The sequence below is a fragment of the Pseudomonas xanthosomatis genome (assembly GCF_019139835.1).
Lineage (GTDB): Bacteria > Pseudomonadota > Gammaproteobacteria > Pseudomonadales > Pseudomonadaceae > Aquipseudomonas > Aquipseudomonas fakonensis.
This window is the reverse complement of record NZ_CP077075.1, coordinates 3,449,015-3,461,764: the sequence shown is the minus strand read 5'-3', so window position 1 is coordinate 3,461,764 and position 12,750 is coordinate 3,449,015. Positions and strand designations below refer to the sequence as shown.

Sequence of the window (12,750 nt, the reverse complement as noted above, 5' to 3'; positions counted from 1 at the left end):
AAACCATTTCCTACCGCCTGTCAGGCATACTCACATTCGAGCAGTGCCCAAGTACGGGCAGATTCGGCGAACTCCAGCATGTCGGAAAGCTGATCATCGTCGACTGCCTTGCGCCGATGCGCAGCCATGGCGAGTTCGGCAAGTACGGCTGCTCGCCCGTCAGGATCGACGATTAGCGCTGCTTGGTCGCTGAGCTCCGCTACCCACATCTCTGGCAGGCTCAGCATTTGACTGTCCACAGCTGATCAATCTTGGTCGTGTACGACTGACTCATCATCTCCCGCCTCATGCCCCAGTCCGGCGAACCCGGCACACTGGCGGTCCGCATCGCTCCCCTCCCCCAGCGCTTGTTGATGTCATCCATCACCTGCATCAGCCGGTCACACGCCACTGGCTGCTTGAGTGCAAACAAATCCTCTGAAAACTCGCCGGGCTGCCGCAGATCCATCAGTAGCACCTCGGCCTTGCTGTAACGAAAGCCCGTGCGGTAGATCCGGGCGACTGCGTCGGTCGCCAGTCGCGTCATCAGCAGCGTGTCGCAGGTCGGATAAGGCAGCTCCACCAGGGCACCCTGGGCGTGCCGTGCTTCGTCCGGGTTGAACATCCCGGTGCGGATGCTCACGCGCATGCGCTTGCACACCGAGCCCTGAGCGCGCAGCTTTTCCGCCGCTCTGCCGACGTAGGTGGCCACGGCCTGTTTGATCGGTGCCAGCTCGGTCAGCCGCTTGCCGAACATCCGGCTGCAGCAGATCTCCTGCTTCGGCGGCTCGGCCTCATCCAGATCGAGGCAGGGCGTGCCGGCCAGTTCGCGGGCGGTCTTTTCAACCACCACGCTGAACTTCTGCCGCAGCGTCCAAGGGTCAGCCTTAGCCAGGTCCATCGCGGTGTGGATGCCCATGGCTTCGAGGTGCGCCGTCATGCGCCGACCAATGCCCCAAACCTCCTTCACCTCGGTGTTTCGCAGGACCCAATCGCGCTTGAAGGGTTCGGTGATATCGACCACCCCACCGGTTTGAGCCAGCAGCCGCTTGGCCGTGTGGTTGGCCAGCTTGGCAAGGGTCTTCGTACCGGCGATGCCGACCCCCACGGGAATGCCGGTGCATTGGAAAACCCGGGATCGGACCTTCCGTCCGAACTCGGTCAGGCTCCCCTGAATCCCGGTCAGGTCGGCGAAGCATTCGTCGATGCTGTAGATTTCGGTCGCGGGCACCATCGATTCGATGATCGTCATCACTCGCTCACTCATGTCGCCGTACAGCGCATAGTTGCTGCTGAACGCCATGATGCCGTGGCGGCGGAGCTTGTCCTTGGCCTGAAAGTAGGGTTCGCCCATCTTCACGAACGGCTTGGCGTCATACGACCTGGCAATCACGCAGCCATCGTTGTTGCTGAGCACTACTATCGGCGTCTTGGCCAGGTCCGGCCGGAAAACGCGCTCGCAGCTCGCGTAGAACGAGTTGCAATCGATCAGCGCGAATACGGGATCACTGCGCATGGTCGCGCACGCTGTAGCGGACCACGCCCCAGACGACCAGATCGTCGCCCTCCATAATGTACCTCGGGGGATAGGCCGGGTTCTCCGACTTGAGGATCACCACCCCATCGCGGCGATGCAGGCGCTTGCACACCGGCTCGCTGTTGACGGCGGCAATCACGATATCGTCGTGCTCGGCCTCTCGCCCCCGGTCTACGATGACGAGATCACCGGAGTAGATGCCCGCCCCTTGCATGCTGTCGCCCTCCACTTTCACTAGATACACATGCGGCGCGCGGAGGTCGAATAGCTCATCAAGCGATACATGGCCTTCCAGGTGGTCCGCTGCAGGCGATGGGAAGCCGGCCGGGACTTGGAACGAGTAAAGCGGGAGGGTTTCGGTGCCGCCGGTTGGCGTACCTAAAAATGTAATGGTCATGGCGGAAGGTCCAATGCGAGCTGTATGCATATACAGTAAATCCGGCATCGTCTGCCCGGTCAATCCGGGCAATGAGAATTCTGACGGGCGAGAAGGTGGGAAATGTGCGGACGCTACTCGATCTTTGAGTCGATGGATCACTACTTACGCCAGCTGTCGCTGGATCTGGTGGTGATCAATGGCTACGACCACGAGCCCCTAAACCGGTACAACGTGGCGCCCTCAACGCGGGTCGAGGTGATTCGCCAGGTTGGGGAAGGACTGAGCGTGGACAGAGTCAAGTGGGGATGGTCGCCGTTCTGGGCGAAGGGGAAGCGTCCAGACCCGATCAATGCTCGAGCCGAAACGGTGGTGACGGGGAAGTTTTTCAAAGGACTGTGGCCGGCCGGCAGGGCCTTGGCGCCAGCCAACGGCTGGTTCGAGTGGATGCCTGATCCGGCGGATCCGAAACGCAAGCAGCCTTACTACATCACCAGCGCCGACGGCGCGCCGCTGTATTTCGCAGCGCTTGCAGAAGTGCACCGGGGCATCGAGCCGGACGACCGCGATGGATTCGTGATCATCACCGCCGCAGCTGATCAGGGGCTGGTCGACATCCACGATCGCAAACCTTTGGTGCTGACGCCTGAGGTGGCAAGGGAGTGGATCGACCCAGCCACATCACCGGGCCGCGCTGCAGCAATCGTGGAAAGCGAGTGCAGACGGGCAATAGACTTCAGGTGGTATCCAGTGAGTAAAGCGGTGGGCAACGTGCGGAACCAAGGGCCTGAACTGATTGAACCAGTCAGTGACGAGTAAGCGGCTGATGACCCAGCACATAGAGCTGGTAGTCGGTTACCGCCTGGAAAGCCGATTCGGCGATCAGGCGCAGCCGCTCCACCTGGTCCGGCGCCAGGCCGGCGGCCTGGGCCTCGTGGTACTGGCGGAGCGCGGCAATCGCCTCCTGTATCAAGGGCTCGCCCGCCTCGACCATCCCGATAATAGTGCGCTTATCCACCGCCCCGCCCTCACCAGCCTATTGATTGAGCATAGAAAGCATTTAGCGTTGCTGGACAGCAAAAATGGGCGGTCAGCATCGGATACACCGTCAACCATTCTGCTTTTCAAGTAGAATGGTTGACAAGCCTGGATCGAACTGGCTTAATACGATCATCTTAAAAAGCAGGAAGGGGCCGTGACCATGTCGCTTTCCAAATTCGGCGCAAAGGTACGTGAGTACCGGCGCGCTTATAGCGTGACGCTCAGCACAATGGCCAGCTCTTTGGGCGCTTCGACAGCGTTCCTCAGCGCAATGGAAACAGGCCGTAGCAAAATCCCTATGGATTGGGTCGAGAAAATTGCCAAGTACTTCGGCGATTTTGGCGAACAAATCAACGTAGCGGAACTGAAAGCTGTTGCATGCGATGACAACGAGGCGGTTTCGCTAGAAGGGCTTCGCCCCCAACATCGCATGCTGGTTGCCGGATTCGCTAACTCCGATCTCAATCAAGAACAGCTGACTCGCCTGGGTCGCTTGCTTGGTGAAATCTACGAGGAAAACGCGGATGACAACAACAAGTGAAGCTCCTCATTACGCCATGCGCGGGCACCGTGTGCACGCGCTGAACCCCACTGACATTGACTTCATCGCGGGTCGAATCTGCAAGATCTTCAAGCTTAGCAAGCAGACGTTTTCCGCAAGCAACATCGGCCTCTTCATCAACGATCTCGAAGAGAATGGGGTGTTCATTGACTCCATCGCCGATGAAGAGTGGATGATGGAAGATATTGCACGGGCAATGGTTGACCCTCAGAAGGGGTTCATCTACATGCCGGAATGGACGTACGAGAAGCTGAACAGGGGCGATCCAGAAGCAATCCGAATTTTCCTTCATGAACTCGGGCATATCTTCTTGTGCCACAGGGCAATGCTGCACTTCTCTGATACGAAGGGTGTCCTGGAGGAGGACTCAGAATGGCAAGCTGATGAATTCGCTGACTGCGTCATCAGGAAACTGAGGCTGAAACCGCAAAGCCCACAGCTGGAATTCAAATATTTCTGACTGACCATGCCGCAAACATGATCAATCAGAAATGGCAGTAGGCCGCAAACCTACTGGGAGAGTTTCCCACTCGCTCTCCGCTGCTGCAGACAGGTCGTAGAAAAGCGCTCTCGGAACAGGTGCGTACTCTAGTCCCGTTTTCAGTACTTGTCCAGACCAAATGAGTAGTGGCCACCTCAGCAGGAGAGTAGCTATGTACTCTGACGAACGTGGTACGTTCATCCTGCGCTGGACCCGCCGCCTTAAAAACGGCCACATCCAGCGCGCGGTGGGCAAGCCATTCAAAATCTACATCAGCAAGTAATCCGGCCGAATCCACATAACGGAATCGACCTTAAACGGGACCAGAATAGCGGCTCACTCAGGAGGTGATGCCGCGTTTGGTCGTGAGAACACACAATGCACCTGCTTTTCGAGCTCGCCCATAAGCTTTTGACAGCTCTCCCGCTCGACCATCAGTTCGTGCGAGGGCCATGGCATCTAGGTCAGCGACACGCTGTCGCAGCGGCCTGGAGCTGCTTTTCATATCCGACCCGCTGCCGCCGCTCAGCCAGCAGCGCACGCACCTTCACCTCCAAACTGTCGGTCTTTCGCAGGCCGGCAGCCACCCAGGCCGGCACGGCCACCTCAGGCGCTCGGCACGGTACCTGCACCGGCACCTCGACGCGCACGTACTGAACCGGCGGCGGCTTTCTCGCACATCCGACCAGCAGCAGGCAGGGCAGCAGGAATAGTTTTTGGAATATTTTGCTGCTCGTCATGCCGTTCAAAGCCCTAGCTCCTTATCGATGATCGAGGTCGCGGCGGTGCACTGGTCGCCACCGGTGCGCTCTTGCTGCAGGCGGTTCGCCGCGGCGTAGTCGACCTGGGCGCCGACTTGGGCATCCTTCACCGCCAGCTCAGCCCTGGCCTGGCGGTCGTTCGCGGCCAGGGTCAGGGCGCCCAGGGCCTTGCCCTGCTCGGTCGCCAGGCCTGCGAGGTTGTCCCGGGCTGCCTTGCAACTGGTTGCCTGGTCCTGCTCCGCGTCGAGCAGCGGACGGAAGTGGCTGGTGGTAGCCCAGGTGCCGACGGCCATGCCAAATAGGATCAGCAGGCCGGCGCCGGTGAGGCGCAGCGCCCAGGCCTTCACGACAGCACCCGCAGCGCCAGGTCATACAGCGCCTTGCGCTCTGCCGCGCCGTTCGGCACACGGCCAGGCTGGCCGGTGTTGATCACGCTGCCAATGTCTTGGATGCGGCCGGCGTCGGCGAGCTCGTTCAGCCCGTGCTTCGCCCACCACCAGGCGGCTGACTGCGCGGCATGCTCGGCCTGCTCGAGCAGTTCAGGCTGCTCCACCAGCGGCAAGCCCAGGACCAGGCCGGCGGCGCGATAGTTGTCGCGGCCGGTGAGCTGGATCAGCCCTCGGCCCCGGAACCGCCAGCCATCCCCCGGCTGCGTGTTGCCGTTGCGACCACTGTAGGCATCGTTCGCGATCGCTTCCGGCTTGCGCGCCAAGCTGAGGGCCTTCGCGTTTGGCTTGCCATCGGCACCGCGGTACCGGCTTTTCCAGGTCACGGCCATCGCCTCGGCGCTGTAGTTCAGGTTCTCGACAAGGCGGCGCAGCTGGCCGGATTCGTGGCCGATCTGGGCCAAGAACGCGGCGATGCGCACCCGGCTATCGATCTTCCAGCGCAGAGCGGCGCGGTTCAGTGCGGGCAAAAAAATGCCCGCTACTGGGCGGGCATTGGGGAGGATCTGCAGCAGTTGCTGCTCTGTCAGCGGGGTCATGCATTTCTCCAGGCAAAAAAATACCGGCTCACTGCCGGCGGGATTCGATCTGCTGATGATCAGGAGGGCCGCGCAGGGCGAAGCTCGGTCTGCGGGTAACCGGCGGCGCCGTCCTTCCAGGCGCGCAGCGCCAGCCAATAAGCCTTCCAATTGGCCGCGGTGCCGGGAATCGACTCATCGCCGTACTCGATGGCGGTCACATTCTCCATGGCGGCGGCCATCTCGTCGGTCCGCCAAGCCTGCTCGGCAAGCTCGTCGTAGGCGGGGACCTCCGGCGGAGGGCCCTCGGCGTATCCAGGCGGCAGCGGCGCGTCTTCGGGAATGACCATGGCCACGCCCTCGCGGTTGACCAGGCGGGCGGCCACACGGGTCCACTCTCCGGTTGTTGCGTTGTACGTGTCTTGGAACATGGCTCAGTGCTCGTACTGGACAGAGATAACGCCGCCGGCCAGGACCGCGGCGGTTGTGGTGGTGATTTCGATGCGGTCGAGCGGCTGGTTCGACTGCAGTGAAATCCGGTTGATCGCCTCCTGCATGTAGGCGGTGTTCGCGCCCATGCGGCTCTCGAGGAACCATTGCACGGTGCTCGCCGCCGGCACCGACACGCGGGTCAGCGTGATGACGCCGGACCAGTCAGTGTTCGCCGCCATCGCGGCATGCATCAGTTGCATCAGCGTGGTGGCCGGGATCACCGTTGAACTGGCGGAAGCTGTCGTGCCACGCACGATGCCCGCATAGCCTGCTCCCACCAGCCCGCCGTCCTTGGACCCGAGGCGTAGCCCGGCGATCATGGTCGCAGCGCTGCGCAGGCCGTTCACATGGATCAGCACCCGGCTGGCCCAGGCAGGAATGCCCTCGATGACGATGCTGGTCTGGCCGGACACGACGGCGAGCGGCAAGATGCCCCGGCGCTCATTCTTGAGCACCGACAGGTCGGCCTGCTGGTTGGCATAGCTGGTAGCCAGCGCCTCGGCATTCGCCGCCCCGGGGTTACTGACGACCCCGAACAGTACAACGCCGTAGACACCCACAACGTGGGTCGGAAACGTCGAGTTGCCGGTGCGTGGTTCACCGTTGGTGCCGTTGTCCGAGGGCGTGGCGCGGGTGCGGATGCGGGTTGCTGCGTTCGCTGCGGCGCCGATCGTCAGTACCGGGCCATTGTTTGCCGGGCCAGTACCCAGAGTGGCGTGTCCGAGCGTGCCGTCGGTGCCGGTGGCGCCGGCGATATCGAACAGGTGGCCCTGGAACTGGTCTTGCCGGATCCTGCCGGTGGCGAAGCCCAGAGTGCCGTCGCCGCGGAAGAAAACCGGGCCTATGGAGCCAGCTTGCTTGCCGTTGTAGTCGGGTACCCGGATACGATCGGTCGCCGCGTCATATGCCCAGCAGCCACGCGAATAAGGGTCTGCCTCCCATACTGCAGGAGTGACAACCGAAACGGAGGGGGTGGCACTCTGCAGGTCAGCCACCGCATCGGGATACTGTGCCGCGGCGTTTTCGATCCAGTGGCCATCTGCCCGTGGAACGCCGTGTGGCTCGATGTTACGACTGCCGAAAAGCACCACTTCGCCGAAGAACCTGCCGCCACCGCTCGGGTAGCGCCAGGTGCCATCGGAGAACAGCACCTTGTCCTTCTCTCCCGCCGCCGCCTCCGGCACAAGGCCCTTCACGCCGGGAGCCTCATCCGTGGCGCCGGTCATCACCGGAACGCCGTCGGCGCTGCCAGTGCCACCCTTCTCGATAGGGACAATACTCTCGACCGCTACGGCGCCCAGGCCGAGCGCCTGGCGTGCATCTTCGGCTGTCTGGGCGCCGGTACCGCCCTTCTCGATCGGCGCAACATCCTCAAGCGCCAACCCTTTGATACCCAGCGCCTGGCGTGCACCCTCAGCGGTCTGGGCCCCGGTACCGCCGCGCTCGATAGGAATGGTACTAGTGGAGTCACCACCCTTGCCCCAAGGCGACCAGGTGTCGCTCGCCGGGTTATAGCCCCGCGTCGCGCTCGCCCCGGTGGCCAGGTCAACCGCAAACTGGGTGACCGCGTCGTCGAAGGCCAGGCTCACGCGCAGGGTGGCACGTCCGAACCCCTCCGGGCGGCCCGAGGCGGTCGCCGTTCCGATGTACTCACCGGGCTGGTTCGCGTCGTTGTAGCTGGGCACCTCGCGCGCTTGGACGATCGGTCCGGTGATGCCGGTGTCGTCCAGCTGCTTGAAGTTGTTGTTGATCCGCGTGAACGCGGTGCGCGGGTCATCGCCGTCCTGCCCGCTCGGTGGGGTGCCCAGCCGGACTTGGTCAAGCGCCATATAGAATCCTCAATAGTTTGTTACATCAGCCACTATTACTTGGTAGTCGAAAGTGGTGTTCTCATATTGCGAAACCGTACCATCAGTCATCGTCCTGTCGAACTGATAAGGGGTAAATTGCCGCTGCACCAGCATTCCCGATTGCTGTTGGTAATACCGAAAATTGTGGACCATCTGGTATCTAAAATTCGGAGGGGCAAGCGGAGTAATAATGCCAATCATTGAACCAACGAATGAGCTGTTGCCATAGGCATATTCTTCCGACCCCAACGGAATATTCAGAGGTTCCATTGGCGTGCTAATTATTGCCTCGCCGCGCTTGTACTGCGTGATCCTCAGCGGCTTTGAAAGTGCGTCATACACCAGCTCGCCCTGTTCGTTGTAGACCTGCAAGCCGTAGTTCGATGGCGTTGGCGGCATTGCATCGAACACGTAGATCGTGACGCTGGTGCCCGCCGCCGACGGAGTGTGCAACGTTGCGGTAGCCGTAGAGCCTGACCAGATCAGCGAGTAGTACCCAAAGCCTGCAGACGAGCGCCAGAGAACGATGGGGCAGACCGCGTCGGGGATCACTACCTGAGCGGATGATCCCGTCCACAGTGAAATCACCACCGAAGTGGTAACGGTGATTTTTTTCTTGAGGAAGTGGTTTCGATACTTACTATCAATCAAGATGCGGTTATTGCCATTCAGTATTTCAAGCCCCGCAGCCATCACCACACCCCGTAAATAATATTGACCTGCGCTATATCAGTCGGGAATGAAGGATTGTTCGCCGGATAACTCCAAGCAAGTGTCATTCCGTCACTCTGCAATCTGACAACAGGCCTACGAATTAAAGGCACGTTGGTATTTGGCATAACACAAAACCACGGGTCGCCTTCCAGAAATTCGGGAATAACCTGCGACCCGTTTGAAGACGTTGTTATCCTCCCAATAGTTCGAGTAATTCGCGATGTGAGCGAAACCATCAGCAGTCCGCTCTCATCCCAGATTTCCAAGCCTGCCGGCATATCACTCCCCCCAAATCCCCAGGCGCACACGCATCCGCGCGGTGTCGTAAACGGTGACCAGCTGATTGGTAATGCTCATGCGGCCGAGGCCTGGCCGGCTGCCGTTGATTTCAAACTCGTCGGTCAAGAAGTTGATCCTGATGCCCTGCTCTCCCGGGATGTAGTTCGAGCTCCTCAGCTCCCCGGTGATGATCAGCTGCAGGATGTCGGCCTGGTTGATGATTGCGCTGTTCATGAACACCTGGCCGTCGTTGATCGCGAAGACCGACTTCGGCACGCCGTTGGGCTGGTGCATGACGGCGAACAGGTCGGCAAGGAACACGATCATCGACTGCATGCCCTCGGGCGTGTTCTCCACGCTCAAGCCCATGCCGGCGCCGTAGTACGTGCCGTTGTCGTCTACCCCCACCTTGATGTTGCGGGTGGCTCGCACATCGCCGTTCAGATGAACCACCACCTCGGCGGTGTCCTCGGCCAGCGCCTTCGTGTCGCCGACTTGGGCGGTCAGCGTTTCGTTGTCCCGCGCCAGCGCCGACACATCGTCAGTGAGCGTCTCGACAGTGCGCACGACCCGTGACAGGTTGTTACCCACCTGGGCCTTGACCTCGTCCACCTGCTTGGCGATCGCCATGTCGGCGGCGGCGAAGGCCGAGTAGATCGACCAGGCGCCGGCATAAGAGCCGGTTTCGCCTGGGCGCCAGCCATCCAGAGCACCGGCCATGTTGGGAGCCACCGCCGCCTCAACGCCGAGCATCCTGCTGGCAATGGCAGTCAACTCACCGTTGATCTCCTCCACGCTCGTCTCGACGTTGTCGACACGCACGGCAAGCGCCGTGACCAGGTCGCCCAAGCTGGCATAGTCGCCCATGAACTCCCAGTAGCCCGCATCGGTCACCGGCGTGCCGGCTGGAACGTCTACTTTCGCCCGGTAGAGCTTGCCGTCGAGCTTCACCAGCGACCCGGCCAAGTAGGCTTGGTCGGCGGTCCAGTCCGGCGCACCGGCCAGCTCGGCCAACTGCGACGATAGCGAGTCGATCTGGCTCTGCAGCAGCTGGTCGCCGGCCTGCAGGCGCTCGTTGACCGAGCCTGCGCCGTCGCCGCTGATCTTGCCGATCTCCGTCGCCAGCTGCTGGCCGAGGTGGCTCGCGTTGATCTTCCCGTCCAGGTAATCGAGCAGCGCCGAAGAGTCTGAACTGGACTGGCCATAAATCCATTCGGACCAGGCGCCGACGTTACCGGTCTTGTCGATCAAGCGCGCGCGGAAAAACCGCACCACAGCCGCAGCCATGCCGCTGTGCAGGTAGGTCGACGTTGGGTAGGCGAATTGACCCATGCTCACAGGGTTCTGCCCAGTGTTCTCCGAGGCCATCTGCATCTCGGTGTAGGCGGTGTCGCCTGCGCCCTCGGGAAAGCCCCAGTCGAGGCGGATGCCGAGTATCTCGCCGGTGGTACGCAGGAACGCCACCGCCGGCGGCGGGGTGGTCTTGCCCTGAACATCGGTGAGCATTGAGCTGGTGGGTAGCGAGGAGACCTCCATCGAGTTTACAGCCCGCACGCGGGCCAGGTACTGGCCGGCGTACACCCCGCGGATATCCACCAACTGCTCGCCGGTGCGCGGCACCTTCACCCAGTCGCGATCGCCCCACTTCCACTCAACGTCATAGGCTACTGCGCCAGGTGCAGCGTCCCAGGCAATCGTCATGGTGGTGATCGCGATGCCCTGGTCAATCGACGCACTGTCGCTGATCAGCACCCGGGCCGGCGCCTCCTGCACGCCCGGCGGCAACACGCTGACCGGACGATCATCAATCATCGCGCCATTGTCGATGTAGTCGAATTTGCTGGGCTCATGCTGGATCAGCTCGAGTTGGAACTGGTGCCACTCCGGCCGCGTGACGTTGCGGACGTAGAACTGCATGACCTTGAGGTCGTCGTAATCGAGCACCCAGCCGCATTCGACCTCGGGCACCTCGCTGTAGTCGGCCATCACGGTGACCGCCCGCCCTGCTACCGAGCGCACCTGCCTGGCCTCGGACTTACCGCTTGGCAGGTTGACCAGCAGGCGGGCGCCCGTGGGCATTTCTACATCGCGATCCAGAGTAATCACCCGACCCGCCACGGCCGCGATACGGCCGCCATTGGCGCGGCCGGCGAACATAGGATCGGCCAGGGAGATTACGGTGCCGGGCTTGGGAATGTAGCCGTCCAGGCCCACCCGCGCGGAGCCCGAGCGCAGCTGCAGTTGTTCGGACAGCAACGCCCACTTGCCGGCGCGCTGCGCCTGCCCGCGGGAGGTGCACCCCACCGCCTCCACCGAGGTCTCACGGACCCCATACTCCGCAACCGCGTCCTCATCGAAGACCGGCTCCTTGTCGGTTTCGAAGCCCTGATCCGGGTCGTCGAACGAGACCATGGCCAGGCTGTTGCGGTCACGCCAGCGGCTGCCGACATACTTGATGGCGCCATCGCCGATGATCTGCGAAGTCGCGTAGTTGTAGACCGGGTCCTGCGGCATGTCGGCGTTCACGGTGATCTGGTTGCCGTCCCAATAGGCCAGCCCGTGGAAAATCGCCGCCAGGTCTTGCAGGACCGCCCAAGCGTCGGCCTGCTTTTGCAGGTAGAGGTTGCAGGTGAATCGCGGCTCCTCGCCGCCCTTGCCGTCAGGCACAAACTGGTCGCAGTACTGCGCGATGCGGTACAGGGCCCAGCGGTTGATCATGGTCTGGTCGATGCGGTCGCCCAGGCCGTAGTACGGATGCAGAGCCAAGTCGTAGAACACCCAGGCCGGGTTGTTGGTGTAGGCCTCCTTGAAAGAACCGTCCCAGATTCCCCCGCTGGTGCCCGCACCGCTTGTGGCGTAGGTCCGGCTCTCCGGGTCGTAGTTCATCGGCACCCGCACGATTCGGCCACGCATCAGGACCGCGATCTTCGCGATATCGCCGCCGAATGCCTGGGCATCGTACTCAACGCAGCTGACGGCGGTCAGCGGATACTCCTGGTCGCTGTCGACAACCTCAGCCACGGCCTCGACGTACATCCCATCTTGCACCAGGGAGCTGCCAGAGTTTGGCGAGGTGCGCCGGGCGCGCACGGTCCACCTGCTGCCCTCGGGCAGTTCGATGCGGTGCGAGCGCTCGTACTTCGTGACGTTCTTACGTGACACCGAGGATGTCAGCAGCTGGACAAACGGCCCGCCATCGGTAGCAACGTCGACTGCGTAGCTGACGGCCACGCCGCTTATGTTGCCGGCGGAGTCCTGGGCCTGCAGCACCGGCCAGCTGAAACGCACGCGCACAGCATCAACCATCGGGTTGGTCACGGTGTGCAGCCAAGGGGTGGTGCTGCGCAGCTCCTGCTGCACGTCAATCTCGTTGCTGGATTCGCTTACGCCCTCGAGGCGCTCCTGGTTCAGCTCGCCGTTACGGAACTGCCACTTCACCCCGGGGAAGTTGATGGTCCCGTCCTCGGACTGGATAGGCGTTCCATCCAGGCGCACAGAGCGCAGGCCGTTGACGGGCCCAACGATCGGCCCCCAGCTCCACAGGTAGACCATCCTGGCCGTTGCAATGGATGGAATGCTGTTGGCGGCGATCGTCGGCTGACGCTGTTTCTTGCTGCCGCCTTTGGCGCCCGAAACCCTCCGACGGGGCGCTCGCGCCGGCTTAGGCTTGCGCTTCACTGAGCTCATTCACATCTCCAGGGCATAAAAAAACCC

Annotated in this window: 14 protein-coding genes; 3 read left to right on the top strand and 11 right to left on the bottom strand. The window is 61.9% G+C overall.

The features are described 5' to 3' along the window. Positions 1–20: 20 nt before the first annotated feature. Genes KSS93_RS15510 through KSS93_RS15500 form a run of 3 tightly spaced genes read right to left on the bottom strand, consistent with a single transcriptional unit; the run spans position 21 to position 1,913 of the window. Positions 21–227, bottom strand: coding sequence for a hypothetical protein (locus KSS93_RS15510; protein WP_217884871.1), 207 nt, complete (start codon positions 225–227; stop codon positions 21–23). Next, positions 221–1,495 (bottom strand): Y-family DNA polymerase, encoded by a 1,275-nt coding sequence (locus KSS93_RS15505; RefSeq protein ID WP_217884870.1) that lies wholly within the window; start codon positions 1,493–1,495, stop codon positions 221–223. The genes KSS93_RS15510 and KSS93_RS15505 overlap by 7 nt, the downstream gene beginning before the upstream one ends. Then, positions 1,485–1,913 (bottom strand): LexA family protein, encoded by a 429-nt coding sequence (locus KSS93_RS15500; RefSeq protein ID WP_217884869.1) that lies wholly within the window; start codon positions 1,911–1,913, stop codon positions 1,485–1,487. The genes KSS93_RS15505 and KSS93_RS15500 overlap by 11 nt, the downstream gene beginning before the upstream one ends. Positions 1,914–2,015: 102 nt before the next feature. On the opposite strand from KSS93_RS15500, the gene KSS93_RS15495 reads away from it, so the two are divergent. Continuing rightward, positions 2,016–2,711: an SOS response-associated peptidase family protein gene (locus tag KSS93_RS15495; protein WP_217884868.1), complete on the top strand. Its 696-nt coding sequence runs from the start codon at positions 2,016–2,018 to the stop codon at positions 2,709–2,711. Here the strand turns inward: KSS93_RS15495 and KSS93_RS15490 are convergent. Then, positions 2,698–2,910, bottom strand: coding sequence for a hypothetical protein (locus tag KSS93_RS15490; protein WP_217884867.1), 213 nt, complete (start codon positions 2,908–2,910; stop codon positions 2,698–2,700). The genes KSS93_RS15495 and KSS93_RS15490 overlap by 14 nt on opposite strands. Before the next feature lie 183 nt (positions 2,911–3,093). Here KSS93_RS15490 and KSS93_RS15485 point away from each other — a divergent pair, with 183 nt between their 5' ends. Next, positions 3,094–3,474, top strand: a complete 381-nt coding sequence (locus tag KSS93_RS15485) for a helix-turn-helix domain-containing protein (RefSeq protein WP_217888747.1) — start codon at positions 3,094–3,096, stop codon at positions 3,472–3,474. Next, the gene (locus tag KSS93_RS15480; protein ID WP_217884866.1) at positions 3,458–3,955 is read left to right on the top strand and encodes an ImmA/IrrE family metallo-endopeptidase; all 498 of its coding nucleotides are present in this window, start codon (positions 3,458–3,460) and stop codon (positions 3,953–3,955) included. Before KSS93_RS15485 ends, KSS93_RS15480 begins: the two co-directional genes overlap by 17 nt. Before the next feature lie 485 nt (positions 3,956–4,440). Here the strand turns inward: KSS93_RS15480 and KSS93_RS15475 are convergent, their stop codons facing one another. The 7 genes from KSS93_RS15475 to KSS93_RS15445 all read right to left on the bottom strand — a co-directional run bounded on the left by KSS93_RS15475 (position 4,441) and on the right by KSS93_RS15445 (position 12,723). Continuing rightward, the gene (locus KSS93_RS15475; RefSeq protein ID WP_217888746.1) at positions 4,441–4,716 is read right to left on the bottom strand and encodes a hypothetical protein; all 276 of its coding nucleotides are present in this window, start codon (positions 4,714–4,716) and stop codon (positions 4,441–4,443) included. Between the two features lie 5 nt (positions 4,717–4,721). Continuing rightward, the gene (locus KSS93_RS15470; protein ID WP_217884865.1) at positions 4,722–5,084 is read right to left on the bottom strand and encodes a hypothetical protein; all 363 of its coding nucleotides are present in this window, start codon (positions 5,082–5,084) and stop codon (positions 4,722–4,724) included. Further along, entirely contained in the window at positions 5,081–5,722 is a 642-nt protein-coding gene (locus tag KSS93_RS15465; RefSeq protein ID WP_217884864.1) for a glycoside hydrolase family 19 protein, read from the bottom strand. Before KSS93_RS15465 ends, KSS93_RS15470 begins: the two co-directional genes overlap by 4 nt. Before the next feature lie 59 nt (positions 5,723–5,781). Continuing rightward, the gene (locus tag KSS93_RS15460) at positions 5,782–6,132 is read right to left on the bottom strand and encodes a hypothetical protein (RefSeq protein WP_217884863.1); all 351 of its coding nucleotides are present in this window, start codon (positions 6,130–6,132) and stop codon (positions 5,782–5,784) included. Between the two features lie 3 nt (positions 6,133–6,135). Further along, positions 6,136–8,022: a pyocin knob domain-containing protein gene (locus KSS93_RS15455; protein ID WP_217884862.1), complete on the bottom strand. Its 1,887-nt coding sequence runs from the start codon at positions 8,020–8,022 to the stop codon at positions 6,136–6,138. Between the two features lie 9 nt (positions 8,023–8,031). Further along, positions 8,032–8,736: a hypothetical protein gene (locus KSS93_RS15450; RefSeq protein ID WP_217884861.1), complete on the bottom strand. Its 705-nt coding sequence runs from the start codon at positions 8,734–8,736 to the stop codon at positions 8,032–8,034. 300 nt (positions 8,737–9,036) lie between these two features. Further along, positions 9,037–12,723, bottom strand: a complete 3,687-nt coding sequence (locus KSS93_RS15445) for a TipJ family phage tail tip protein (RefSeq protein ID WP_217884860.1) — start codon at positions 12,721–12,723, stop codon at positions 9,037–9,039. Positions 12,724–12,750 lie beyond the last annotated feature (27 nt).

Coding starts and splice junctions, on each gene's coding strand:
- KSS93_RS15480 (WP_217884866.1), top strand. CDS start 3,458: ATGACAACAACAAGTGAAGCTCCTCATTACGCCATGCGCGGGCACCGT.
- KSS93_RS15505 (WP_217884870.1), bottom strand. CDS start 1,495: ATGCGCAGTGATCCCGTATTCGCGCTGATCGATTGCAACTCGTTCTAC.
- KSS93_RS15500 (WP_217884869.1), bottom strand. CDS start 1,913: ATGACCATTACATTTTTAGGTACGCCAACCGGCGGCACCGAAACCCTC.
- KSS93_RS15450 (WP_217884861.1), bottom strand. CDS start 8,736: ATGGCTGCGGGGCTTGAAATACTGAATGGCAATAACCGCATCTTGATT.
- KSS93_RS15510 (WP_217884871.1), bottom strand. CDS start 227: ATGCTGAGCCTGCCAGAGATGTGGGTAGCGGAGCTCAGCGACCAAGCA.
- KSS93_RS15460 (WP_217884863.1), bottom strand. CDS start 6,132: ATGTTCCAAGACACGTACAACGCAACAACCGGAGAGTGGACCCGTGTG.
- KSS93_RS15485 (WP_217888747.1), top strand. CDS start 3,094: ATGTCGCTTTCCAAATTCGGCGCAAAGGTACGTGAGTACCGGCGCGCT.
- KSS93_RS15495 (WP_217884868.1), top strand. CDS start 2,016: ATGTGCGGACGCTACTCGATCTTTGAGTCGATGGATCACTACTTACGC.
- KSS93_RS15445 (WP_217884860.1), bottom strand. CDS start 12,723: ATGAGCTCAGTGAAGCGCAAGCCTAAGCCGGCGCGAGCGCCCCGTCGG.
- KSS93_RS15455 (WP_217884862.1), bottom strand. CDS start 8,022: ATGGCGCTTGACCAAGTCCGGCTGGGCACCCCACCGAGCGGGCAGGAC.
- KSS93_RS15475 (WP_217888746.1), bottom strand. CDS start 4,716: ATGACGAGCAGCAAAATATTCCAAAAACTATTCCTGCTGCCCTGCCTG.
- KSS93_RS15465 (WP_217884864.1), bottom strand. CDS start 5,722: ATGACCCCGCTGACAGAGCAGCAACTGCTGCAGATCCTCCCCAATGCC.